The organism is Serratia sp. EWG9 (assembly GCF_019913725.1).
GTDB classification, from domain to species: Bacteria; Pseudomonadota; Gammaproteobacteria; order Enterobacterales; family Enterobacteriaceae; genus Serratia; species Serratia ureilytica.
In genome coordinates this window covers 1-23,468 of sequence record NZ_JADNRO010000013.1, presented here as the reverse complement: position 1 = coordinate 23,468, position 23,468 = coordinate 1, and the positions used below count along the sequence as shown (strand labels likewise).

General features: G+C 57.9%; 21 protein-coding genes and 1 pseudogene. 8 read left to right on the top strand and 14 right to left on the bottom strand.

Features of this window, described 5'->3' with window-relative positions; translation table 11 throughout:
• Nucleotides 1-53: 53 nt before the first annotated feature.
• The 10 genes from atpA to asnC all read right to left on the bottom strand — a co-directional run bounded on the left by atpA (nucleotide 54) and on the right by asnC (nucleotide 8,829).
• A complete protein-coding gene (atpA, locus tag ITX55_RS21980; RefSeq protein WP_033652328.1) occupies nucleotides 54-1,595 on the bottom strand; it encodes a F0F1 ATP synthase subunit alpha in 1,542 nt (513 codons plus the stop codon).
• A gap of 12 nt (nucleotides 1,596-1,607) precedes the next feature.
• Nucleotides 1,608-2,141, bottom strand: coding sequence for a F0F1 ATP synthase subunit delta (gene atpH / locus ITX55_RS21975; protein WP_025160298.1), 534 nt, complete (start codon nucleotides 2,139-2,141; stop codon nucleotides 1,608-1,610).
• Nucleotides 2,142-2,155: 14 nt separating this feature from the next.
• On the bottom strand, nucleotides 2,156-2,626 hold the full coding sequence (atpF, locus tag ITX55_RS21970; protein ID WP_004933804.1) for a F0F1 ATP synthase subunit B: 471 nt from the start codon (nucleotides 2,624-2,626) through the stop codon (nucleotides 2,156-2,158).
• A gap of 57 nt (nucleotides 2,627-2,683) precedes the next feature.
• Nucleotides 2,684-2,923 (bottom strand): F0F1 ATP synthase subunit C, encoded by a 240-nt coding sequence (gene atpE / locus ITX55_RS21965; protein WP_004093904.1) that lies wholly within the window; start codon nucleotides 2,921-2,923, stop codon nucleotides 2,684-2,686.
• A gap of 49 nt (nucleotides 2,924-2,972) precedes the next feature.
• Nucleotides 2,973-3,752 (bottom strand): F0F1 ATP synthase subunit A, encoded by a 780-nt coding sequence (atpB, locus tag ITX55_RS21960; protein WP_015376132.1) that lies wholly within the window; start codon nucleotides 3,750-3,752, stop codon nucleotides 2,973-2,975.
• Nucleotides 3,753-3,774: 22 nt separating this feature from the next.
• Nucleotides 3,775-4,158 (bottom strand): F0F1 ATP synthase subunit I, encoded by a 384-nt coding sequence (atpI, locus tag ITX55_RS21955; RefSeq protein ID WP_004933796.1) that lies wholly within the window; start codon nucleotides 4,156-4,158, stop codon nucleotides 3,775-3,777.
• A 639-nt stretch (nucleotides 4,159-4,797) separates the two neighbouring features.
• Nucleotides 4,798-5,418, bottom strand: coding sequence for a 16S rRNA (guanine(527)-N(7))-methyltransferase RsmG (rsmG, locus tag ITX55_RS21950; RefSeq protein ID WP_060660120.1), 621 nt, complete (start codon nucleotides 5,416-5,418; stop codon nucleotides 4,798-4,800).
• A gap of 138 nt (nucleotides 5,419-5,556) precedes the next feature.
• Nucleotides 5,557-7,446, bottom strand: coding sequence for a tRNA uridine-5-carboxymethylaminomethyl(34) synthesis enzyme MnmG (gene mnmG, locus ITX55_RS21945; protein ID WP_033645158.1), 1,890 nt, complete (start codon nucleotides 7,444-7,446; stop codon nucleotides 5,557-5,559).
• A gap of 380 nt (nucleotides 7,447-7,826) precedes the next feature.
• Entirely contained in the window at nucleotides 7,827-8,267 is a 441-nt protein-coding gene (mioC, locus tag ITX55_RS21940) for an FMN-binding protein MioC (RefSeq protein WP_015379470.1), read from the bottom strand.
• 100 nt (nucleotides 8,268-8,367) lie between these two features.
• On the bottom strand, nucleotides 8,368-8,829 hold the full coding sequence (asnC, locus tag ITX55_RS21935) for a transcriptional regulator AsnC (protein WP_004933786.1): 462 nt from the start codon (nucleotides 8,827-8,829) through the stop codon (nucleotides 8,368-8,370).
• 155 nt (nucleotides 8,830-8,984) lie between these two features.
• On the opposite strand from asnC, the gene asnA reads away from it, so the two are divergent.
• Entirely contained in the window at nucleotides 8,985-9,977 is a 993-nt protein-coding gene (gene asnA / locus ITX55_RS21930; RefSeq protein WP_033645159.1) for an aspartate--ammonia ligase, read from the top strand.
• 6 nt (nucleotides 9,978-9,983) lie between these two features.
• On the opposite strand, the pseudogene viaA reads toward asnA, so the two are convergent.
• A pseudogene (gene viaA, locus ITX55_RS21925) lies at nucleotides 9,984-11,446 on the bottom strand (ATPase RavA stimulator ViaA).
• 2 nt (nucleotides 11,447-11,448) lie between these two features.
• Nucleotides 11,449-12,957, bottom strand: coding sequence for an ATPase RavA (gene ravA, locus ITX55_RS21920; RefSeq protein WP_094141657.1), 1,509 nt, complete (start codon nucleotides 12,955-12,957; stop codon nucleotides 11,449-11,451).
• Nucleotides 12,958-13,240: 283 nt separating this feature from the next.
• Between ravA and kup the strand changes: the two genes are divergently transcribed.
• From kup to rbsR, 7 genes are all read left to right on the top strand, one after another.
• On the top strand, nucleotides 13,241-15,109 hold the full coding sequence (gene kup / locus ITX55_RS21915) for a low affinity potassium transporter Kup (RefSeq protein WP_015379467.1): 1,869 nt from the start codon (nucleotides 13,241-13,243) through the stop codon (nucleotides 15,107-15,109).
• 170 nt (nucleotides 15,110-15,279) lie between these two features.
• Complete coding sequence (rbsD, locus tag ITX55_RS21910; RefSeq protein WP_197756149.1) at nucleotides 15,280-15,699, top strand: D-ribose pyranase; 420 nt, start codon at nucleotides 15,280-15,282, stop codon at nucleotides 15,697-15,699.
• A 7-nt stretch (nucleotides 15,700-15,706) separates the two neighbouring features.
• Complete coding sequence (gene rbsA / locus ITX55_RS21905) at nucleotides 15,707-17,212, top strand: ribose ABC transporter ATP-binding protein RbsA (RefSeq protein ID WP_108682223.1); 1,506 nt, start codon at nucleotides 15,707-15,709, stop codon at nucleotides 17,210-17,212.
• A gap of 6 nt (nucleotides 17,213-17,218) precedes the next feature.
• A complete protein-coding gene (gene rbsC, locus ITX55_RS21900) occupies nucleotides 17,219-18,187 on the top strand; it encodes a ribose ABC transporter permease (protein WP_033652333.1) in 969 nt (322 codons plus the stop codon).
• Nucleotides 18,188-18,211: 24 nt separating this feature from the next.
• Nucleotides 18,212-19,099 carry a ribose ABC transporter substrate-binding protein RbsB gene (gene rbsB, locus ITX55_RS21895; RefSeq protein WP_028128068.1) on the top strand — a complete coding sequence of 296 codons (888 nt, stop codon included), beginning with the start codon at nucleotides 18,212-18,214 and terminating at the stop codon, nucleotides 19,097-19,099.
• Nucleotides 19,100-19,160: 61 nt separating this feature from the next.
• The gene (gene rbsK / locus ITX55_RS21890) at nucleotides 19,161-20,087 is read left to right on the top strand and encodes a ribokinase (protein WP_108682221.1); all 927 of its coding nucleotides are present in this window, start codon (nucleotides 19,161-19,163) and stop codon (nucleotides 20,085-20,087) included.
• Between the two features lie 4 nt (nucleotides 20,088-20,091).
• The gene (gene rbsR, locus ITX55_RS21885) at nucleotides 20,092-21,093 is read left to right on the top strand and encodes a ribose operon transcriptional repressor RbsR (RefSeq protein WP_042785608.1); all 1,002 of its coding nucleotides are present in this window, start codon (nucleotides 20,092-20,094) and stop codon (nucleotides 21,091-21,093) included.
• On the opposite strand, the gene mdtD is transcribed toward rbsR, so the two are convergent.
• Nucleotides 21,090-22,505, bottom strand: coding sequence for a multidrug transporter subunit MdtD (gene mdtD / locus ITX55_RS21880; protein ID WP_033645165.1), 1,416 nt, complete (start codon nucleotides 22,503-22,505; stop codon nucleotides 21,090-21,092). The genes rbsR and mdtD overlap by 4 nt on opposite strands.
• A gap of 67 nt (nucleotides 22,506-22,572) precedes the next feature.
• On the bottom strand, nucleotides 22,573-23,262 hold the full coding sequence (locus ITX55_RS21875; RefSeq protein WP_033652336.1) for a FadR/GntR family transcriptional regulator: 690 nt from the start codon (nucleotides 23,260-23,262) through the stop codon (nucleotides 22,573-22,575).
• Between the last annotated feature and the right edge of the window lie 206 nt (nucleotides 23,263-23,468).

Genomic DNA, 23,468 nt, shown 5'->3' with positions numbered 1-23,468 from the left:
TTCTCCTCAGTGCCAGACGGCCTGCTGTCTTTCAACAGCAGGACCGTTCGGCGTTACCAGGACTGGGTTTTCTTGAAGGTCTCGAGGACGTCTTTCAACTTGCCCTCGATCTCATCATTGAAGTTGCCAGTTTGGTTGATGTGGTTCAGCAGTTCGGCGTGCTCGCGGTCCGCATAGGCCACCAGCGCGGCTTCGAAGCTCACCACTTTGGCGACTTCGACGTCGTTCAGGTAACCGCGTTCTGCGGCAAACAGCACCAGAGACTGTTGTGCAACCGACATCGGCGCATACTGTTTCTGTTTCAGCAGCTCGGTCACTTTCTGACCGTGGCTCAGCTGTTTGCGGGTCGCGTCGTCCAGATCGGAGGCGAACTGGGAGAACGCAGCCAGTTCACGATACTGCGCCAGCGCGGTACGGATACCACCGGACAGTTTCTTCATGATCTTGGTCTGCGCGGCGCCACCAACACGGGATACGGAGATACCCGGGTTAACTGCCGGACGAATACCGGAGTTGAACAGGTTGGATTCCAGGAAGATCTGACCATCGGTAATCGAGATTACGTTGGTCGGAACGAACGCGGAAACGTCACCCGCCTGGGTTTCAATGATCGGCAGAGCGGTCAGTGAACCGGTTTTACCTTTAACTTCACCTTTGGTGAAGGCTTCAACGTACTCGGCGTTAACGCGCGCTGCACGCTCCAGCAAGCGGGAGTGCAGGTAGAATACGTCGCCTGGGTAAGCTTCACGACCTGGCGGACGACGAAGCAGCAGGGAAATCTGGCGGTAAGCAACGGCCTGTTTGGACAGGTCATCGTACACGATCAGCGCATCTTCACCGCGGTCACGGAAGTATTCGCCCATTGCGCAACCGGCGTATGGCGCCAGGTATTGCAGTGCAGCGGATTCGGAAGCGGTCGCCACCACCACGATGGTGTTGGCCAGTGCGCCGTGCTCTTCCAGTTTGCGCACCACGTTAGCGATGGTGGACGCTTTCTGGCCGATAGCCACGTAAACGCATTTGATGCCGGAGTCGCGTTGGTTGATGATCGCATCGATCGCCAGCGCGGTTTTACCGGTCTGACGGTCACCGATCACCAGCTCACGCTGGCCGCGGCCGATTGGAATCATGGCGTCAACGGATTTGTAGCCAGTCTGAACCGGCTGATCAACGGACTGACGCTCGATAACGCCTGGGGCGATAGCTTCTACCGGAGAGAAACCGTCGTTTTCAATCGGGCCTTTGCCGTCGATTGGCGCGCCCAGGGTGTTAACGACGCGGCCCAGCAGACCACGACCGACTGGAACTTCCAGGATACGGCCGGTGCATTTAACCTTCATGCCTTCGGCCAGATCCGCGTACGGACCCATGACCACGGCACCAACGGAGTCGCGCTCCAGGTTCAATGCGATTGCGTAACGGTTGCCAGGCAGCGCGATCATTTCGCCCTGCATAACTTCGGCCAGGCCGTGTACGCGGATGATCCCGTCGCTGACGGAAACGATAGTACCTTCATTGTGAGCTTCGCTCACTACATTGAACTGAGCAATGCGCTGCTTGATCAGTTCGCTGATTTCGGTGGAATTCAGTTGCATGCTCCAGTCCCCTTAAGACTGCAAGACGTCTGTCAGGCGTTCAAGACGACCGCGAACGCTGCCATCAATCACCATATCGCCGGCGCGAACAACGATGCCGGCCAGTACAGACTTGTCAATTTTGCAATTCAGCTTAACTTTGCGTGACAGACGTTTTTCCATCGCAGCGGCGATTTTCGCCTGCTGTTCGTCGCTCAGCGCACTCGCAGAGAGCACTTCGACTTCGACGGTGGATTCCAGCGAGGCGCGCAGTTCGATGAACTGCTGCAGCACGGCAGGAAGAACCAGTAAACGTCCATTTTCGGCCATTACACGGATAAAGTTCTGGCCATGTTCGTCGAGCCGATCGCCACAAACCGCGATGAACGTCTTGGACAGTGTTTCTGGCGCAACCGCGCCAGACAGCAGTTCAGAAATCTGTTCATTGCGAGTGACTTCAGCCGCAAACGCCAGCATGTCCTGCCAGCGCTCTACGCTTTGGTGCTCAACGGCAAAGTCAAAAGCTGCTTTGGCGTAGGGGCGAGCTACAGTTACAAATTCAGACATCAGCCCCTCCCTCCTTACAGTTCAGCGACCAGTTTATCAACGATGTCGCTGTTAGCAGCTTCATCCACGGAACGTTCGATGATCTTCTCGGCGCCGGCAATTGCCAGCATCGCGACTTGCTTACGCAACTCTTCACGAGCGCGCTTACGTTCGGCTTCGATCTCAGCCTGAGCCTGCGCCACGATTTTGTTACGTTCCTGCTCGGCTTCGGCTTTCGCTTCATCCATGATCTGAGCTTTGCGTTTGTTCGCTTGCTCGATGATCACCTGAGCTTCTGCTTTGGCAGTTTTCAGCTGGTCGGTCGCATTGGCTTGCGCTAAGTCCAGATCTTTTTTGGCACGCTCTGCAGAAGCGAGGCCGTCAGCGATTTCTTTCTGACGTTTCTCGATGGCAGCCATGATCGGCGGCCATACGTACTTCATGCAGAACCAGACAAACAGAACGAACGCGATGGCCTGGCCGAGGATTGTTGCGTTAAGATTCACAGCACAATGCCTCTTTAAAAGTTAATAGTTTGGTTACGTCGTAGAGGGTTGCTCTACTTACGCGACGGCGAACATCACGTACAGACCCAGACCTACAGCGATCATCGGGATGGCGTCGACCAGACCCATAACGATAAAGAACTGTGTACGCAGCAGAGGAATCAGGTCAGGCTGACGAGCAGCGCCTTCCAAGAATTTACCACCCAGGATGCCGATACCGATCGCAGCACCGATTGCCGCTAAACCCATCATCACAGCGGCAGCCATGTACAGCAGATCCATACTCAGGTTTTCCATGACAGTCTCCAGTTTGTTTCAGTTTAAAAGTGCAAGTGTTTTAAGAAAATCAGTGCTCTTCAGATGCCATCGACAGATAGACGATCGTCAGAACCATGAAAATAAAGGCTTGAAGCGTAATGATCAGGATGTGGAAGATAGCCCAAGGCAAGCTCAGGACCCACTGTGACCACCACGGCAACAGGCCGGCAATCAGGATGAAGATCAACTCACCCGCATACATGTTGCCGAACAGTCGCAGACCCAGTGAAACAGGTTTGGACAGCAGGCTGACACCTTCAAGAATCAGGTTGATAGGAATGAATACAGGGTGGTTGAACGGCTGCATGGTCAACTCTTTAACGAACCCGCCAACGCCTTTCATTTTGATGCTATAGAACAGAATCAGGATAAACACGCCCAGCGCCATCGACAGCGTGACGTTCACATCGGCGGTAGGCACTACGCGCAGCGCAGGCAGGCCGAGGATGTGTTCGCCAACGTAAGGCAGGAAGTCGATGGGCAGCAAGTCCATCAGGTTCATCAGGAACACCCAGACGAACACGGTCAGCGCCAGCGGCGCAATCACCTTGCTCTTGCCGTGGTACATGTCGCGCACGCTGCTGTCGACGAAACCGACTACCAGCTCCACGGCGGTTTGCAGTTTACCCGGCACGCCGCTGGTGGCGTTTTTGGCCACTTTGCGGAAGATCACCAGGAAAAGCGCCCCGAGGACGACGGAGAAAAACATCGAGTCGATGTTGATCGACCAGAACCCAGTCCCGACCTGAAGCTGCGTCAGGTGGTGACCGATATACTCCTGTGGAGTCAAGACTTCTCCTGCAGACATGATGCCTCTTACCCTTATTTAGTTAAGTTCGGTAACTGTTAATCACGGCCGGTGCCACTATCTGCACCACTAACACCGCTAAATAGGTCAGGCCAAGCGGTATAAACTCCGCCTTGAACACCCCCAGCGCCACGATCAGCAAAACGATGGTGATCACGACCTTTAGCCCCTCGCCGATGGCGAACGACCAGGCAACCCTACCGGGCGCCGGCGTTTGCGCCTGATGGCGCAAGGCAAACAGCATAAACATTGCACTCGGCAACCAGGCGGCGAGACCGCCTGCCAACGCCGAAGCGCTCCATTCCGGGCTTTTCAGCCAGAAAGCAACGCTGATCAGAACAAAAGTCATTAACTGCAAAAACAGCAGTTTGCGTGCGACTTTCCCGCTGTATAGGGACACAGACATGACGTTTGTTCTCTCCGTACCCCAGAGGGGGTATGCTGAGTGACGTATACAACTGTTTTTGCTGTCCTGAGTCAAGCAGCAAAAAACGAGCAAATTATACGGGGCATACCAACGAATTCAATCGATAAGTAGCGAAAAGGTGAACAATTATTTAAATTTCCCTATTCCAGCCTATTTTCACAAGAAAACGGTCGGAATAATAGGGCGCATTTAATTGTCTGATTATTCCAGCGTTGCGTTTAGAAACGCGAAGCCGATCACAATAATGCCCTTCACTGATTTATAGCCGATGGACAATCAAACCGTCTTTAGCAATTTGAGCGATCAAAAGATTATATAAATCAAAACATTATCAGTTAACTGTTCAAAAACAATCCGTATACCCGATGAAAACCTTTTATTGACAAGCAACGGGGCAATATTCCAACAGCCAATTAACATTAGCAGCAAAGGTCAATCTTTCGCACATGATTGCTAACGTGACTATTTCTAATTGCAATTACTCTATTGTCGCTAATTAGCCGCGTTTTTTGTGTTAATAGAAAGTAAATTAACTAAAAAAAGCGACCAACTAATTAGCATGCTTACCTTTACACGCCGTACTACCGTTAATTCACGCTTGTTTGATCAAAAACAAACTCAGTTTGCCTTAAGCACCACCAGATGGCGTTCTCCTTCCAGTTCAGGCACCTGCAACCGCACGATAGACTCCAGGCTAACGCCCTCCGGCAGGTGTGCCAATTCTTCATCCGGGCGCATGCCTTTCAATGCGTAAAAACGCCCCTGCCCTTTCGCCGGCAGGTGATGGCACCAGGACAGCATATCCTGCAGCGAAGCGAACGCCCGGCTGATCACGCCGTCGAACGGCGGCTCGGCCGGAAACGCTTCAACGCGGCTCTGAACCGGCTCGATATTGTTCAGGCCCAGTTCATGCTGCACCTGGCGCAGGAAACGCACGCGCTTGCCCAGGCTGTCGAGCAGCGTGAAATGCGCATCCGGACGCACGATCGCCAGCGGAATGCCCGGTAAACCGGGGCCGGTGCCGACATCGATAAAACGCGATCCCTGCAGATGCGGGTTGACCACGATGCTGTCGAGGATGTGGCGCACCAGCATTTGCTGCGGATCGCGCACCGACGTGAGGTTATAAGCCTTGTTCCACTTATCCAGCATGCCGACATAGCCCAGCAGCTGCTGTTTCTGCTGATCGGGCAGCTCAATGCCTGCTGCCGCGAGCAGCGAGTCTAATTTTTTTTGCACAACGGATCCTCTGGCAGGCGCTGAACGACCAGCGGATGGTTAGCTGGCGCAATGAGGCGCCTATGATAATTCAGCGCGCAGGTGATGTCAGCGGCCGTTTGGCTACGGGTTGAGCAAACGGCCGCCTGGATGCGGGATTTATGCGCTGCGGCGCAGCAGCCCCTGCTTTTTCAGCCAAATCAGCAAAATCGAGATCGCCGCCGGCGTAATGCCGGAGATGCGTGAAGCCTGGCCGATGGAGTTCGGTTTGTGATCGTTCAGTTTGGCGATCACTTCGTTCGACAACCCCGAAACCTGACGGTAGTCGAGATCCAACGGCAACACGGTGTTCTCGTTGCGCTGCTGTTTTTCGATCTCTTCCTGCTGACGAGCGATGTAGCCTTCGTATTTGACCTGGATCTCAACCTGCTCGGCGGCTTGTACATCGTCCAACGGCGGCGCGAAGGCCTCGGTGGCGGTCAATTGCGCGTAGTCCATTTCCGGACGGCGCAGCAGCTCTTCGCCGTTTGCTTCGCGTGACAGCGGCGCTTTCAGCAACGCATTGACCTGTTCGACGTTCTCGGCGTGCGGGTGCATCCAGATGTCGCGCAGGCGCTGACGTTCACGTTCGATCCGCTCCAGCTTCTCGCTGTAGCGCGCCCAACGCACGTCGTCCACCAGGCCGAGTTCACGGCCTTTTTCCGTCAGGCGGAGATCGGCGTTGTCTTCGCGCAGCATCAGACGATACTCGGCGCGTGAGGTAAACATGCGGTACGGTTCTTTGGTGCCGAGGGTGCTGAGGTCGTCCACCAGCACGCCGAGATAAGCCTGATCGCGACGTGGCGCCCAGCCTTCTTGTTCGGCAGCGAAGCGACCGGCGTTCAGACCGGCCAGCAGCCCCTGTGCGGCGGCTTCTTCATACCCGGTGGTGCCGTTGATCTGGCCGGCAAAGAACAGCCCCTGAATGAATTTGCTTTCCAGCGTCGGTTTCAGGTCGCGCGGATCGAAGAAATCGTACTCGATAGCATAACCAGGGCGAATAATACGCGCGTTTTGCATCCCTTCCATCGAACGGACGATCTGCATCTGCACGTCGAACGGCAGGCTGGTGGAGATCCCGTTAGGGTAAATCTCATTGCTGGTCAGCCCTTCCGGCTCGAGGAAGATCTGGTGCGCGTTGCGATCGGCAAAACGCATGACCTTGTCTTCGATCGACGGGCAGTAACGTGGGCCGATCCCTTCGATGATCCCGGCATACATCGGGCTGCGATCGAGGTTATTGCGGATCACGTCATGGGTTTTTTCATTGGTATGGGTGATATAGCACGCCATTTGTTCCGGATGCTGGCTGGCATCGCCCAGGAACGAGAATACCGGCACCGGCGTATCGCCGTGTTGCGGCGCCAGTACGCTGAAATCGATAGTGCGGGCGTCGATGCGTGGCGGTGTCCCGGTTTTCAAGCGGTTGACGCGCAGCGGCAGTTCACGCAAACGCTGAGACAGCGAGATCGAAGGCGGATCCCCGGCGCGGCCGCCGCTGTAATTTTCCAGGCCGATATGGATCTTGCCGTCCAGGAAGGTGCCTACGGTCAATACCACCGCTTTGGCGCGGAATTTCAGGCCCATTTGGGTGACGGCGCCCACGACGCGATCGTTTTCGACGATCAGATCCTCAACCGGCTGTTGGAAGATCATCAGATTGGGCTGGTTCTCCAACGCGGTACGGATAGCCTGGCGATACAACACGCGATCCGCCTGAGCGCGAGTGGCGCGAACGGCAGGGCCTTTGCTGGCGTTTAGTATCCTAAACTGGATGCCGGCATGGTCGATCGCTGTCGCCATCAGGCCGCCGAGCGCATCAATTTCCTTAACCAGATGCCCTTTACCAATACCGCCAATCGCCGGGTTACAGGACATCTGTCCCAGCGTGTCGATATTGTGTGTCAATAATAAAGTCTGACGTCCCATGCGCGCCGCGGCCATGGCGGCCTCGGTACCTGCATGGCCACCACCGATGATGATGACGTCAAATTGATCTGGATAAAACATGGAACTGCACCTCGCCGTATTGCGAACGATCGTATTTGCCCTGGGGTCGGGGATTCTACTCAAGTTTAGACGATCGACCAAGTGGTCAGGATCGTCGGTAATTAAAAGAAGATCTTTTTTATTTAAAGATCTCTTTATTAGATCTCTTATTAGGATCGCGATCCTCTGTGGATAAGTGACTATTCACGATGAAGATCAGCAGATTAAGGAGGATCGTTTGCTGTGAATGATCGGTGATCCCGACGCAGATAAGCTGGGATCTAAAAGGCTTGTTATGCACAGGACAAAAAGCGCACTACGGTTGTTATTGGGATAACTACGGCTTTTACCCTGCTTTTAAGCTTAGTTATCCACAATCGTTCGCGCGATCTTTAGACGAATTAGAGTAAATTAATCCAGTTTTTTACCCATTCCTCGGCCGGATCCTCGGGAATTTCATGCTCGGTCACGTCGATCTCGAGACGATCGCCGATCCTTTTAGCGCCTCTGGCGATCAATAGATCGTCGATCTGTTTGATCGCACCGCAGAAGGTGTCATATTCCGAACTGCCTAAACCGACGGCGCCGAACTGCACCTCGGAAAGATCCGGCTGCTGCTCAGCGATCTGTTCCAACAGCGGCTGAAGGTTATCCGGTAGTTCGCCGGCACCGTGCGTGGAAGAGACCACCAGCCAGCGGCCGTTCAACGGCAGTTCATCCAGTTCAGGGCCGTGCAGCATCTCGGTAGAGAAACCGGCGTCTTCCAGCTTTTCAGCCAAATGTTCAGCCACGTATTCGGCGCTGCCAAGCGTACTGCCACTGATCAGAGTAATGTCTGCCATGAACCAACGATCCCAACCTTCTCACTCAAAGTGGCTGCATTGTACGCTGTGAATCGGCTGGGATCTACCTGTGGATAATGTGGGTATGCAATTTGGCGGGTTACGGCACGATGGTGCGCATAATGGGGTTCTGCAGCGAGATCAGCGTTTCGGTGGACTGGATCTCGTCGATGGTCTGGATCTTGTTGATAAGTACCTGTTGCAACGCGTCGATCGAGCGGCACATCACTTTAATAAAGACGCTGTAGTGGCCGGTGGTGTAATAGGCTTCCACCACTTCTTCCAGGCTTTCCAGCTTCTTCAGTGCCGAAGGGTAGTCCTTGGCGCTCTTTAATATGATGCCGATAAAGCAGCACACGTCGTAGCCCAGCTGTTTGGGGCTGACGTCGATACGCGCGCCGGTGATGATCCCGGCCTGTTTCATCTTCTCCACCCGCACGTGAATGGTGCCGGGGCTGACGGCGAAATTTTTCGCCAGTTCGGCGTACGGTGTGCGCGCATTGTCCATCAGGGCGTTGAGGATGCCGCGATCGAGATTATCGATCTGATAAATTTCCGCCATTTAATCCCCCATTAATTAACGATTGTTGAATTCAGTCCGGGTAAAAATGAACGATTAAAAGTGAAAAGGCAATATTGATTAACGGATATTGAATTAGCGTATCGTTTTGTTGCTTAATCGATGGCAACAGAGACAGGTTTACAAGAGATACGGCAATGAAAAAACAGTTTATCCAAAAACAACAACAAATCAGCCAGGTCAAATCCTTCTTCTCCCGCCAGCTGGAACAGCAGCTCGGTCTGATCGAAGTGCAGGCCCCGATCCTTAGCCGCCTGGGCGACGGCACGCAGGATAACCTCTCCGGCAGCGAGAAAGCGGTGCAGGTCAAAGTCAAAACTTTGCCGGACGCCACCTTCGAAGTGGTGCACTCACTGGCGAAATGGAAACGCAAAACCCTGGGCAGCTACGATTTCGGTGCCGGCGAAGGCCTGTATACCCATATGAAGGCGCTGCGCCCGGATGAAGACCGCCTGACGCCAATCCACTCGGTGTACGTCGATCAGTGGGACTGGGAGCGGGTGATGGGCGACGGTGAGCGCGGTCTGGACTATCTGAAAAGTACAGTGCGCAGCATTTACGCCGCGATCAAGGCGACGGAAGCGGAAGTCAGCCGTGAGCATGGCCTGACCCCGTTCCTGCCGGAACAGATCCACTTCGTGCACAGCGAAACCCTGCTGCAGCGCTATCCGGATCTGGACGCCAAAGGGCGTGAGCGGGCGATCGCCAAAGAATTGGGCGCGGTGTTCCTGATCGGCATCGGCGGCAAGCTGTCGCACGGCAAATCGCACGATGTGCGTGCGCCGGATTATGATGATTGGACCACGCCGACGGCGGATGGCCTGGCGGGCCTGAACGGCGATATCGTGGTGTGGAACCCGGTGCTGCAGGACGCTTTCGAGCTTTCTTCCATGGGCATCCGCGTCGACGCCGCGGCGCTGAAACATCAGCTGGCGCTGACCGGCGATGAAGATCGCATGAAGCTGGAATGGCATCAGTCGTTGCTGCGCGGCGATATGCCGCAGACCATCGGCGGCGGCATCGGTCAGTCGCGTTTGGTGATGTTGCTGTTGCAGCTGTCGCATATCGGCCAGGTGCAGTGCGGCGTGTGGTCACCGGAAGTGCGCGGCGCGGTTGAAGGCCTGCTCTGATTCTGCCTAGCGCCGCCAGCGGCGCATCAACCGGCTTTTCAACCCGGTATCGAAGCGCCAGATGTGATCGAAGATGCGCATGATGCCGGGTTTGCCGTAGGCGGACATCGCCACCGCGTGGAAACGCTGCTGGTGGCTTTGCTGCTGCTGTTTCACCTTCTTTATTACCTCCTCAGGCAACCGCTGGGCGATAAAATCAGAAATGATCACCGCATCGGCATCGAACCAGCCGCTCTCCGCCATTTTGGTGACGGTGGCGTTCAGGCAGGCCGCCAGATCGGTGCCGCCGCGAAACTGCTGGCCGAGAAAACGCACCGCCTGCTCAATGCCGCTGGCGGCGGTGAGTTCGTAATGTACGATCTGGTTGGCGAACAGCATGATGTAGCAGCGGCGGTTGTCCGCCAGCGCAATGCGCAGCAGCGCCAGACAGAACGCCTTGGCACATTGTTCGTTGAAGCCGCCCATCGATCCTGAGGTGTCCACGCAGACGATAAACGGCCCGCGCGGCTGCTGATCCTGCTGCTGGTGGATGACCTGACGGATCAGGATCTGTTCCTGCCAGACGTCGCCCTGCAGGCGGTAGCTCAGCAGTCGCTTTTCCAGCAGGCGGCGATAAAACTCGAATTCCAGCTCTTCAATCCCCAGCGTCGCCAGCTCCGGCGGCAGCAGGCGCAGAATGTCGTCGCTTTGATGAATGCCGCTCACTTCTTCCGGCAGCGTGGCCGGCACCTGCACCATGACCCTGAACGGCTCCGGCTGCGCGTCCTGCTGCGGCACCGCCTTGGCCTGATAGCTGCGGCCCAGCTGCTGCGCCAGCTTTTTCAGCTCCGGCTGCTGCTGCAAAAGTTGCCGTACTCCACCAGCCGCTGGTAATCGCCGCGCTGCAGCTGGCCTTTGCTCATGTCCCACAGCCTGCCGGCGGCGGTGTCGTTTTCCGACAGCAGCGGTTCCAGCGCGCCGCTCAGCGCCAGGCGTTCCTGCAGTTCCGCCATCAGCTGCTCACGCTCTTGTTCCAGCAGCTGGTGGTGCAACATGGTGGCCTGTAGCGTCAGGCTGATGCGCCAGCGCTGCAGAAACAGCGTTTGAAAACTGTCGTCCAACGGATGATTGGGCAGATCGGCGGCGTCCACCAGCGCGCGCGCCTGTTCATAAAACGGGGAAACCAGCTGGCGCAGCAGCTCCATCGTGTCGTTGAGGTTGTGATAGAACTGGGTATTGTTCTCCAGCTGGCACTGTTGGTAGCGGTAAAATTCCTGCGCCAGCGCCGGCGGCACCATGGCCTCCTGCAAACGCTCCTTTAGCTGCAGCTTCCAGCGCGGCAGATCGCGATCCAGCGCCCGCCGTAGGGCCGGAAACTTTTTAAAGAATACCGACAGCTGCGGCGCGGCCAGCATGCCGACGATCATCTCCTCGATCATCTCGCCTTCGGTGATCGCCAGCAGCAGATCGAGCGTCTCCAGACTGAGCATGGTTACTGGCCGCGCATTTGCTGCTGTTGCTGTTTAACCTGTTCCGCGACCTGCAGCAAACTGGCTTCGATCTTGGCCAGACCGGCGGCGGACGTGAACAGGCAGGGCTGATGTTGGCTGAAGGCGCGGCGCTGTTCCGCCAGGCGCTGGGCCAATGCGTCCATTTCATCCAGCAGCGCCTGCGGCGTAGCGGTAGCCTGTTTGCCCGGCAGCGCCAGCAGCGACGGCTGGCGGCTGACGTCCAACACCGTCAGGTGCAGTTGGTCATCGACGTCCAAATCGATCGGCTGCGCGAAGCCGATGCCGTTCAGCTTGGCGCGCACGTCGCCGCCTTTTTGCAGCCAGTTGTCCAGCGCGCTGCTTTCGATGCTCAGATGATTGACCTGAATGTCATGCAGCTGCAGCGGTTTTTGCAGCAGCAGAGTGAGGGTGCCGCCGGCGAACGGCGTGGCCGGCGCGTATTGCGGTTTGCGGCTGAACATCCCGCCTTTTTTCACCAGGCTGATGGCCTGTCGGTCGCTTTGTTGCTGCTGGTCCTGCATCCAGCGGGTATGGATCTGTTGCAGTTGGATCAACATCGACTGCTGCTGATAGGCCGATTCGGTCAGCAGTTGATCGATCTGCTGTTGCAGCAGCTTCAGCGAGGTGAGATCGTGCCACAGGCAGTCTTTCAACAGCATCAGATCGAGCGGGGCGATGGCGTCGCGCCCGCTGAAGAAGGCGCAGGCCTGCAGCAGGCGCAGGGCTTTCTTCCAGCGTCGATCGGAGACGTACGGCGCCTGTTCCAGCGCGTCCAGCCGCTGGCGCAGCTGGAAAATCAGCTCAAAGCAGGCTTCCGGCAGCGCCACCTTATCGATCTGCGGCTGCCACTGCAGAAACTCTTCGTCGCTGACGCTCAGCGCCGCCGGCACCGGGTTTTGGCTTTCGCTCTGGCGGTTGACCAGCAGCGAGCGGAAATTCTGTTTATCCTGCACCTTGTCCAGCCACAGGCGAATCAGCATGCGGTCATACAGGGCTTCGAGGCTGTTGTCCGCTTCGGGCAGTTCGTTGGAAGCGGTGACCAGCAGGCGCAGCGGGATCGGTTCTTCGCTGTTGCCGTTGCGAAAGCGCCGTTCATTGATCGCCGTCAGCAGGGTGTTGAGGATCGCCGGGCCGGCCTTCCAGATCTCGTCCAGAAACACGATCTCCGCTTCTGGCAGATAGCCGGCGGTCAGGCGTTGATAGCGCCCTTCATCTTTCAGCGCCTGAATCGAGAGCGGGCCGAAGACCTCTTCCGGCGTGGAAAAGCGCGTCATCAGGTATTCAAAAGAGCGGGCGTTGCGGAAGGCAAACTTCAGCCGGCGCGCGATCAGGCTCTTGGCGATGCCGGGCGGGCCGAGCAAGAATACGCTTTCGCCGCTCAGCGCCGCCAGCAGGCACAGGCGGATCGCCTCTTGCCGCTCATAAAGGCCGCTCTCCAGCGCGCTGCTGAGGCGGGAAATTCGTTCTGCCAGAAGGGATGATGGCGTCATATAATCGTCGTATTGTCCGAGAGTTAGCCAATCTTGGTCGATAATTCGATGATAAACCACCATTATTTTTAATGGTATAGCTTATTGATTAGTAAAAATTTTCTCAGTTGAGTCGGATATCCGGTTCACATTTTGTTTATTTTTCGGCTCTGATATAAGGGTAGGCAAGCCGTATAAATGGTGCATACTGTGCGGCTTTCTGGTGGGCGTGACGGATCTTTGAGCCCGTATTTTGCCTGATGCGGATGCATCGCTAACGGATGTTCTGATAAAGAAACGAATTATGAGCGCAGAGCATAAGCAGTCCCTATCGGCGGTAACCCTGGCTGCCATCGGCGTGGTCTACGGTGATATCGGCACCAGTCCTCTCTATACGTTGAGAGAGTGTTTCTCCGGCCATTACGGCTTCGATGTTCGTCCAGACGTGGTTTTCGGCTTCCTGTCGCTGATTTTCTGGATGCTGATCGTGATCGTTTCCCTCAAATATCTCACCTACGTGATGCGGGCGGACAACGCCGGCGAAGGCGGCATTTTGACGCTGATGTCGCTGGCCGGGCGCAATACCTCGGCGCGCACCACCGCAGTGCTGGTGATACTGGGCCTGATCGGCGGCAGCTTCTTCTATGGCGAGGTGGTGATCACCCCGGCGATCTCGGTGATGTCGGCGATAGAGGGGTTGGAAATCGCCGCGCCCGCGCTCGACGCCTATATCGTGCCGCTCTCGATTCTGGTGCTGACCCTGCTGTTCGTTATCCAAAAACACGGCACCGGCAGCGTTGGCAAGCTGTTCGCCCCGGTAATGCTGTTGTGGTTCATCGTGTTGGCGGTGCTGGGCGCGCGCAGCATCATTTCGAACCCGGAAGTGCTGCAGGCGCTGAATCCCAAATGGGCGCTTAACTTCTTTATGGAATATAAGAAGGTGTCGTTCTTCGCGCTGGGGGCGGTGGTGCTGTCGATCACCGGCGTTGAGGCGCTGTATGCCGACATGGGGCACTTCGGCAAGTTCCCGATCCGCCTGGCCTGGTTCACCGTGGTGCTGCCTTCGCTGGTGCTCAACTACTTCGGCCAGGGGGCGTTGCTGCTGAAAAACCCTGAAGCGATCAAAAACCCATTCTTCCTGCTGGCGCCCGACTGGGCGCTGATCCCGCTGCTGATTCTGGCAACCCTGGCAACGGTCATCGCCTCGCAGGCGGTGATTTCCGGCGTCTTCTCGCTGACTCGCCAGGCGGTGCGCCTGGGGTATTTGTCGCCGATGCGCATCATTCACACCTCGGAAATGGAATCCGGCCAGATCTACATTCCGGTGATCAACTGGACGCTGTATATCTCGGTGGTGCTGGTGATCATCGGCTTCGAACACTCCAGCAACCTGGCGGCGGCGTACGGCATCGCCGTTACCGGCACTATGGTGCTGACCAGCATACTGGTCACTTCGGTGGCGATTAATAACTGGCACTGGAACCGCTTCCTGGCGATCGGCATCGTAACCATCTTGCTGATCATCGACGTGCCGATGTTCTCCGCCAACGCCCTGAAGCTGTTCTCCGGCGGTTGGCTGCCGCTGACGTTGGCGCTGGTGATGTTCATCATTATGACCACCTGGAAGAGCGAGCGTTTCCGCCTGCTGCGTCGCCTGCACGAACACGGCAACTCGCTGGAGGCGATGATCGCCTCGCTGGAGAAATCGCCGCCGGTGCGGGTGCCGGGTACCGCGGTCTTCCTGTCGCGCGCCACCAACGTCATTCCTTTTGCGCTGTTGCACAACCTGAAGCACAACAAGGTGCTGCACGAGCGCGTGGTGCTGCTGACGCTGCGCACCGAGGATGCGCCTTACGTGCACAACGTGCGCCGGGTGACCATCGAACAGCTGTCGCCGACCTTCTGGCGGGTGGTGGCCAGCTACGGCTGGCGCGAAACGCCGAATGTGGAGGAAGTGTTCCACCGCTGCGGGCTGGAAGGGTTGCCGTGCCGCATGTCGGAGACGTCGTTCTTCATGTCCCATGAATCGCTGATCCTCACCAAGCGGCCATGGTACCTCTACCTGCGCGGCAAACTGTTCGTTGCTCTGAGCCGCAATGCGCTGCGCGCGCCGGATCAGTTCGAAATCCCGCCGAACCGGGTCATCGAGCTCGGCACGCAGGTCGAGATCTAACCCGCCTGACAGGGGCTCAGCTAGGCTGGGCCCCTTTTGTTTGCGCTTTCTCCGTGCGCGAACGAAACGTTTCGATGACGATCACACTTCTGCATTGTCCGGGTTGCCTTCCCCTGCCGTTTTTTTACACTCCTCCAGAGAGCGAAACGTTTCGCTAGCGGAGTGAGAAGATGAAAAAAGGCGTATTACTGAATTCCGACGTGTCTGCCGTGATTGCCCGGCTGGGGCATACCGATCAGCTCACCCTGTGCGACGCGGGCCTGCCGATACCGGCGGTGACGCAGCGCATCGATCTGGCGCTGATGCAGGGCGTGCCGACCTTCATGCAGGTGTTCGCGGCGATCACGCAAGAGATGCAGGTAGAAAGCGCCATCCTGGCGGAAGAAATCGTGAAACAAAATCCGTCGCTCCACGAGGCATTGTTGGCTGAACTGACCGCACTGGGCCAACGCCAGGGCAATACCATCGGCGTGCGTTATATCAGCCATCAGGCGTTTAAAGCGCAAACCGAGCACAGCCGGGCGGTGATCCGCAGCGGGGAGTGTTCGCCTTACGCGAACGTGATCCTGTGCGCCGGCGTAACTTTCTGAGGCGTTTATGCAACCTTTACTGCAACTGAAAGGGATTGATAAAGCCTTTCCCGGCGTGAAGGCGCTTTCCGGCGCCGCTCTCAGCGTTTATCCCGGCAAGGTGATGGCGCTGGTGGGGGAAAACGGCGCCGGTAAGTCCACCATGATGAAAGTGCTGACCGGCATCTATCAGAAAGACGCCGGCAGTCAGTATTTTCTCGGTAAAGAGGTGGCGTTCAACGGGCCTAAAGATTCGCAGGAAGCGGGCATCGGCATTATCCATCAGGAGTTGAACCTGATCCCGCAGCTGACGATTGCGGAAAACATCTTCCTCGGCCGCGAGTTCGTCAACCGTTTCGGCCGCATTGACTGGAAGCGCATGTACGCCGAGGCCGATCGCTTGCTGGCGCGCCTCAACCTGCGCTACAGCAGCCACCGGCTGGTGGGCGAGCTGTCGATTGGCGATCAGCAGATGGTGGAGATTGCCAAGGTGCTGAGCTTCGAATCGAAAGTGATCATCATGGACGAACCGACCGATGCGCTGACCGACACCGAAACCGCCTCGCTGTTCAAGGTGATCAACGAGCTGAAGGCCGAAGGGCGCGGCATCGTCTATATCTCGCACCGTCTGAAAGAGATCTTTGAAATCTGCGACGAAGTGACGGTATTTCGCGACGGGCAGTTCATCGCCGAGCGGCCGGTGAGCGAGCTGCAGGAAGATTCGCTGATTGAAATGATGGTCGGTCGCAAGCTGGAAGAGCAATACCCGCGCCTTGATTTACCGCGCGGGGAAAAGCGGCTGGAAGTCAGTCATCTTTCCGGACCCGGCGTTGAAGACGTCAGCTTTACGCTGTATCGCGGTGAGATCCTCGGCGTGGCCGGCTTGATGGGCGCCGGGCGCACCGAATTGATGAAGATTCTGTACGGCGCCGCGCCGCGCAAGGCCGGCACCGTCAACCTCGACGGCCGCGAGGTAGTCACCCATTCGCCGCAGGATGGATTGGCGAACGGCATCGTCTATATCTCGGAAGACCGTAAGCGTGACGGCCTGGTGCTGGGCATGTCGGTAAAGGAAAACATGTCTCTGACCGCGCTGCGCTACTTCAGCCGCGCCGACGGCAGCCTGAAACAGGCCGACGAGCGGCAGGCGGTGGGGGACTTCATCCGCCTGTTCAATATCAAAACGCCGTCGATGGAGCAGCCGATAGGTCTGCTTTCCGGCGGCAATCAGCAGAAAGTGGCGATCGCCCGCGGTCTGATGACCCGGCCGAAGGTGCTGATCCTCGATGAGCCGACGCGCGGCGTCGATGTCGGGGCGAAAAAAGAGATCTATCAGTTAATCAACCAGTTCAAGCAGGAAGGGCTGAGCATCATTTTGGTGTCTTCGGAAATGCCGGAGGTGATGGGCATGAGCGATCGCATTCTGGTGATGCACGAAGGGCATCTCAGCGGCGAGTTCCCGATTGAACAGGCCACACAGGAAGCGTTGATGGCGGCAGCCGTCGGCAAGCAATACGGCGTAAAGCAGGAGTAATCAGATATGAGTTCCCAGACTATCGCAGCTAAGCGCTGGTTCAGTAAAGAATGGCTGTTAGAGCAGAAGTCGTTGATTGCGCTGCTGGTGCTGATCGCCGTGGTCTCTTCCATGAGCCCGAACTTCTTCACCCTGAACAACCTGTTCAATATTCTGCAGCAGACCTCGGTCAACGCCATCATGGCGGTGGGGATGACGCTGGTGATCCTCACTTCCGGCATCGATCTGTCGGTGGGATCGCTGCTGGCCCTGACCGGCGCGGTGGCGGCGTCGATCGTCGGCTTTGAAGTCAACGCGCTGGTGGCGGTGGCGGCGGCCTTGGCGCTGGGCGCCGCGATTGGCGCCTGCACCGGGGTGATCGTCGCCAAAGGCAAGGTGCAAGCCTTTATCGCTACGCTGGTGATGATGCTGCTGCTGCGCGGCGTCACCATGGTGTACACCAACGGCAGCCCGATCAATACCGGTTTCACCGACGTGGCCGACACCTTTGGTTGGTTCGGCATCGGCCGTCCGCTGGGTGTGCCTACGCCGATCTGGATCATGGCGATCGTGTTCATCGCCGCCTGGTATATGCTGCACCATACGCGCCTGGGCCGCTATATTTATGCCCTGGGCGGCAATGAAGCGGCGACACGCCTGTCCGGTATCAGCGTCGATAAAGTGAAAATTATCGTCTATTCGCTGTGCGGCCTGCTGGCGGCGCTGGCGGGGGTGATCGAAGTGGCGCGCCTCTCGTCGGCGCAGCCGACCGCCGGCACTGGCTATGAGCTGGACGCCATCGCCGCCGTGGTGCTGGGCGGCACCAGCCTGGCCGGCGGCAAGGGGCGCATCGTCGGCACGCTGATCGGGGCGCTGATCCTCGGTTTTCTGAACAACGGCCTGAATTTACTGGGTGTTTCTTCCTACTACCAAATGATCGTGAAGGCAGTGGTGATACTGCTGGCGGTTCTGGTAGATAACAAAAGCAACAAGTAACCTCCCCCTACAGGAATCACGATGATGAAAATGAAAAAACTGGCAACCTTAGCTTCCGCCATCGCGTTGAGCGCCACCCTGAGCGCCAATGCCATGGCCAAAGACACCATCGCGCTGGTGGTGTCCACCCTCAACAACCCGTTCTTCGTCTCAATGAAGGATGGGGCGCAGCAAGAGGCCAACAAGCTGGGTTATAACCTGGTGGTGCTGGATTCCCAAAACAACCCGGCGAAAGAGCTGGCCAACGTGCAGGATCTGATGGTGCGGGCGCCCAAGCTGCTGTTGATTAACCCGACCGACTCCGATGCGGTGGGCAACGCCATCAAGATGGCCAACCAGGCTAAGATCCCGGTCATCACGCTGGACCGCGTGGCGAGCAAGGGTGAAGTGGTGAGCCATATCGCTTCGGATAACCGCGTGGGCGGCAAAATGGCCGGCGACTTCATCGCCAAGAAAGCGGGCGCCGACGCCAAGGTGATTCAGCTGGAAGGCATTGCCGGCACCTCCGCCGCGCGGGAACGCGGCGAAGGCTTTAAACAGTCGCTGGATCAGAATAAATTCAAGCTGCTGGCCAGCCAGCCGGCCGATTTCGACCGCACCAAGGGCCTGAACGTGATGCAGAACCTGCTGACCGCTCACCCGGATGTGCAGGCGGTATTTGCCCAGAACGATGAAATGGCGCTGGGCGCGCTGCGTGCGCTGCAAACCGCCGGTAAAACCGACGTGATCGTGGTAGGCTTCGACGGCACCGCCGACGGCGTGAAAGCGGTTGAAGGCGGCAAGCTGGCGGCGACCGTGGCGCAGCGTCCCGATCAGATCGGCGTGATAGGCGTGGAAACCGCCGATAAAGTGCTGAAAGGCGAAAAAGTGCCGGCGACCATTCCGGTCGATTTGAAACTGGTCACTCAGTAAGTCATACCAGCGCCATCGGGACGGGGCGTTTACGATGGCGCGCAATTCAGGAATCAATGCGATGGAAACAGGTAAGCTGGTGGTTCTGGGCAGCATCAATGCCGACCATATCCTCAATATTGAACAATTCCCCCACCCGGGCGAAACGGTGATCGGGAAGCAGTATAAGGTGGCGTTTGGCGGCAAGGGCGCGAATCAGGCGGTGGCGGCCGGGCGCAGTGGGGCGGAGATCGCCTTTATCGCCTGCGTGGGCGCCGACGATATCGGCGAGCGTGTCCGCCGGCAGCTGGCGAGCGATCGCATTGATACCCAACCGATTGAAGCCATCGCCGACAGCACCACCGGCGTGGCGCTGATCTTCGTCAATGCCGAAGGCGAGAACGTGATCGGCATCAATGCCGGCGCCAACGCCGCGGTGACGCCGGATTACCTGGCGCGCTACCGGCAAAAAGTCATCGACGCCGACGCCCTGCTGATGCAGTTGGAGTCGCCGCTGGAGACGGTGATCGCCGCCGCCCGCTTGGCCAAGCAACATCAAACGCAGGTGATCCTCAACCCGGCCCCGGCGCGCGAGCTGCCGGACGAGCTGCTGGGGGTGATTGATATGATCACCCCGAATGAAACCGAAGCGCAGCGCCTGACAGGCATCGCCGTGGACAGCGACGCCGATGCGGCGCGCGCGGCGCAGGCGCTGCACGACAAAGGCATCGCGACGGTGATCATCACCCTCGGCAGCCGCGGCGTGTGGCTGAGCGAAAACGGCAACGGCAAACGGGTGCCCGGCTTCAAAGTGCAAGCGGTGGATACCATCGCCGCCGGCGATACCTTTAACGGCGCGCTGGTCACTGCCCTGTTGGAAGGCAAGATCATGGCCGACGCGGTGCGTTTCGCCCATGCGGCGGCGGCGATCGCCGTCACCCGCCCCGGCGCGCAGCCTTCGGTGCCGTGGCGCGAAGAGATCGACGCCTTCTTGCAGCAACAGGGGTGATCCTTTGGCCACCATGAAAGATGTCGCCCGCCTGGCGGGCGTTTCAACCTCTACCGTTTCGCATGTGGTCAACAACAATCGCTTTGTCAGCGACAGCGTGCGCGACAAGGTCATGGCGGCCGTGGAACAGTTGAACTATGCGCCTTCTGCGCTGGCGCGCAGCCTGAAGCTCAATCAGACCCGCACCATCGGCATGCTGGTGACCGCCAGCAACAACCCGTTTTATGCTGAAGTGGTGCGCGGCGTGGAGCGCAGCTGCTATGAACGCGGCTACAGCCTGATCCTGTGCAATACCGAAGAAGACGCCGCGCGCATGAACCGCAGTATGGAGACGCTGCTGCAAAAGCGCGTCGACGGTTTGCTGTTGATGTGCACCGAAAATCACCGGCCATCTCAGGATGCCCTGAGTCGCTACCCGTCATTGCCGATCGTGATGATGGACTGGGCGCCGTTCGAGGGCGCGAACGACATTATTCAGGATAACTCGCTGCTGGGCGGCGAGATGGCGACCGATCATCTGATCGCTCGCGGCTACCGCAAGATCGCCTGCATCGCCGGCCCGCAGGACAAAACCACCGCCCGTCACCGGCTGGAAGGCTATCGCAACGCGATGCGGCGCGCCGGATTACCGATCCCGCCAGGGTATGAAGTGCATTGCGACTTTGAGTTTGAAGGCGGCGTGACCGCCATGCGCCAACTGCTGGCGCTGGAAGAGCCGCCGCATGCGGTGTTCGCCGGCAACGACGCGGTGGCGGTAGGCGTTTATCAGGCGCTGTATCAGGCCGGGCTTTCCGTGCCGCAGGATATGGCGGTGATGGGGTACGATGACATTGAACTGGCGCGTTATCTGGCGCCGCCGCTGAGCACCATTCATCAACCGAAGGATTCGCTGGGCGAGCTGGCGATCGATGCGCTGATCAACCGCCTGCAAAACCCGGAGCGCGCGCCCCAGGTGCTGGTGTTGACGCCCGAGCTGGTGGAACGCGCCTCGGTGGGCCGCCGTTAACTGGCCGCCTTCGCTTCTTTCTTGCTTTCCTGGCCGCTGATCAAGTTGCGGCCATCTTTCCTTCTCAGCAACATAAATACCAGCGCCGACGCCACGGTGACGATCCCCATGGTGATAAAGGTGTAATGGAAGTGGTCGATCATAGTGCCTAACGACAGGGATTCGTAAAAACGCAGCACCGCCGCGCTGATCGCGACGCCGAAACTGATGGACAGCTGTTGGGTGACCGCCAGGACGCTGTTGCCGGCGCTGGCGTTGGCGTCGTTCAAATCCGCCAGGCTGATGGTATTCATGGCGGTGAACTGGGTGGACATCGCCATGCCCAGTACGAACAGCGGCAGGATCATCAGCCACAGCGGCATGCCTGGGCTCTGCAGGGCAAACTGCGCGATCAGCGCTCCGATGATAACGGTGATGCCGACCAGCGTTTTACGGTAGCCGAACCAGCGCAACACCTGAGTGACGGTGGATTTCGCCATCAGCGAGCCGATGGCGGTCGGCGCCATCATGCAGCCGGCGACGATCGCCGTGTAGCCGAATCCCACCTGCAGCATGAGCGGCATCAAAAACGGCACGCAGCCGGTGCCCAACCTGGATGCGACGTTGCCGGCGATGCCGACCGAGAAGGTGCGGGTTTTGAACAGGTCGAGGCCGATCAGCGGCTGAGGATGACGGCGGGCGTGCGCGATGTAGCCGAACAGCATCACGAAGCCGCTGAGCAGAATGCCCAGCGAAACGTAGCTCGCCAGCACCCGCTCGCCAAACAGTTCCAGCCCGGTGGAGATCAGCACCAGGCTCAGCCCGAACAGCATAAAACCCAGAAAATCGAAGCGGCGCTTGGGCGTGGTGAAGTCCGGCATGTATTTGCGCGCATAGAAGATGCCGAGCAGGCCGATAGGGATATTGATCAGGAAAATCCAATGCCAAGTGGCGTAGGTCACCAGCCAGCCGCCCAGCAGCGGCCCCAGAATCGGCCCGACAAGGCCGGGCATGGTGACGAAGTTCAGCACCGGCAGCAGTTCGCTGCGCGGGTAGGCGCGCAGCAGCGCCAGTCGCGCGACCGGCATCATCATCGCGCCGCCGATGCCCTGCAGCACGCGAGAGGCAACCAGTACGCTCAACGTGGGGGAGAGGGCGCACAACAGCGAACCGAGGGTGAATAACGTGACGGCGAAGATGAACACGCGGCGGGTGCCGAAGCGGTCCGCCAGCCAACCGCTGACCGGGATTAGCATCGCCACCGTCAGCGTATAGCTGATGACGGCAGATTGCATCGCCAGCGGCGAGTGCCCGAGGCTGTGGGCGATCGCCGGCAGCGCCGTGTTGAGGATGGTGGCGTCCAGCGCCTGCATAAAGAACGCCATTGCGGCGATCCACGGGAGTCCTGCCATACTGCGCGCGGATTGGGTCATGGTCGGTCCTGGTTAAATGGTCGTCTCTCCCTCATCTCTTTCTTCTATCTATAAGCGGGGAGCGTGTCTAGTCTTTCTCTTTCAGCAAAACTTGGCAGGCGACGAGGGCGCCTGCGCTGTCTCCGGCGAGTATCGCATCGACGATAGCCTGATGGTGGCGCAGCTTGATCACTTCATTGCCGGTGATGGCGCGGAAGTAACTCTGATACACCGAACTGAACAGGTTAGCGAACGAGGTCAGGAACGGATTGCCGCTGGCCTCGTAGATGAGCTGGTGGAATTGAGTATCGACCTGGATCCAGCGCTCGCGATCAAACTGGGTATGCAGCGCGCGCATCTCCGCCATCAGTTCCGCCAGCAGTTTGGTTTGCTGTGGGCTGGCGTGGTCTGCCGCCAACGCGCAGGCCTGCGGTTCCAACGAAGTGCGCAATATAAGGAAGTGTTGCATCACCTGATCGAAGTTTTCCCGCGTCATCCACCAGGTCAGTAAATCCTGATCGAGGAAATTCCATTGGCTTTGCGGCATCACGCGGGTGCCAATGCGCGGGCGCGGCAACAACATGCCTTTGGCGGCTAACATCTTTACCGCTTCGCGCACCGCGGTGCGGCTGACGCCGAATTGCTCGCCCAGTTCCATTTCACCGGGCAGGATGCTGCCGGCCTGATAATCGCCTGCCAGAATTTGTTGGCCGAGTTTCTCTGCAAGCAGATAAGAAAGATTGCGTTGGGCGGCCTGTTGTTGTGCATTTAATGGCATGGCTGCGGATCCTTACTGACTTCGTTTCTTCTATTTTACTCCAGTGATCGCCAGCTTTTATGGCTGTTTGCCTGAAAAAGTGACATAAATTCGCCGCTTTTTCGCTCTTTTGCCGAAAAAATCCGCGCTTGAAAAGTTTTTTGCATTTAGGGGTTGCGGCCTGCCGAGAACTCCCTATAATGCGCCTCCACTGACCGGGAACAACG

What these genes read in the sequence shown, in the direction of transcription:
- atpA (WP_033652328.1), bottom strand. Translation starts at nt 1,595, where the DNA reads ATGCAACTGAATTCCACCGAAATCAGCGAACTGATCAAGCAGCGCATT.
- atpH (WP_025160298.1), bottom strand. Translation starts at nt 2,141, where the DNA reads ATGTCTGAATTTGTAACTGTAGCTCGCCCCTACGCCAAAGCAGCTTTT.
- atpE (WP_004093904.1), bottom strand. Translation starts at nt 2,923, where the DNA reads ATGGAAAACCTGAGTATGGATCTGCTGTACATGGCTGCCGCTGTGATG.
- atpB (WP_015376132.1), bottom strand. Translation starts at nt 3,752, where the DNA reads ATGTCTGCAGGAGAAGTCTTGACTCCACAGGAGTATATCGGTCACCAC.
- atpI (WP_004933796.1), bottom strand. Translation starts at nt 4,158, where the DNA reads ATGTCTGTGTCCCTATACAGCGGGAAAGTCGCACGCAAACTGCTGTTT.
- mnmG (WP_033645158.1), bottom strand. Translation starts at nt 7,446, where the DNA reads ATGTTTTATCCAGATCAATTTGACGTCATCATCATCGGTGGTGGCCAT.
- mioC (WP_015379470.1), bottom strand. Translation starts at nt 8,267, where the DNA reads ATGGCAGACATTACTCTGATCAGTGGCAGTACGCTTGGCAGCGCCGAA.
- asnC (WP_004933786.1), bottom strand. Translation starts at nt 8,829, where the DNA reads ATGGCGGAAATTTATCAGATCGATAATCTCGATCGCGGCATCCTCAAC.
- asnA (WP_033645159.1), top strand. Translation starts at nt 8,985, where the DNA reads ATGAAAAAACAGTTTATCCAAAAACAACAACAAATCAGCCAGGTCAAA.
- ravA (WP_094141657.1), bottom strand. Translation starts at nt 12,957, where the DNA reads ATGACGCCATCATCCCTTCTGGCAGAACGAATTTCCCGCCTCAGCAGC.
- kup (WP_015379467.1), top strand. Translation starts at nt 13,241, where the DNA reads ATGAGCGCAGAGCATAAGCAGTCCCTATCGGCGGTAACCCTGGCTGCC.
- rbsD (WP_197756149.1), top strand. Translation starts at nt 15,280, where the DNA reads ATGAAAAAAGGCGTATTACTGAATTCCGACGTGTCTGCCGTGATTGCC.
- rbsA (WP_108682223.1), top strand. Translation starts at nt 15,707, where the DNA reads ATGCAACCTTTACTGCAACTGAAAGGGATTGATAAAGCCTTTCCCGGC.
- rbsC (WP_033652333.1), top strand. Translation starts at nt 17,219, where the DNA reads ATGAGTTCCCAGACTATCGCAGCTAAGCGCTGGTTCAGTAAAGAATGG.
- rbsB (WP_028128068.1), top strand. Translation starts at nt 18,212, where the DNA reads ATGAAAATGAAAAAACTGGCAACCTTAGCTTCCGCCATCGCGTTGAGC.
- rbsK (WP_108682221.1), top strand. Translation starts at nt 19,161, where the DNA reads ATGGAAACAGGTAAGCTGGTGGTTCTGGGCAGCATCAATGCCGACCAT.
- mdtD (WP_033645165.1), bottom strand. Translation starts at nt 22,505, where the DNA reads ATGACCCAATCCGCGCGCAGTATGGCAGGACTCCCGTGGATCGCCGCA.
- ITX55_RS21875 (WP_033652336.1), bottom strand. Translation starts at nt 23,262, where the DNA reads ATGCCATTAAATGCACAACAACAGGCCGCCCAACGCAATCTTTCTTAT.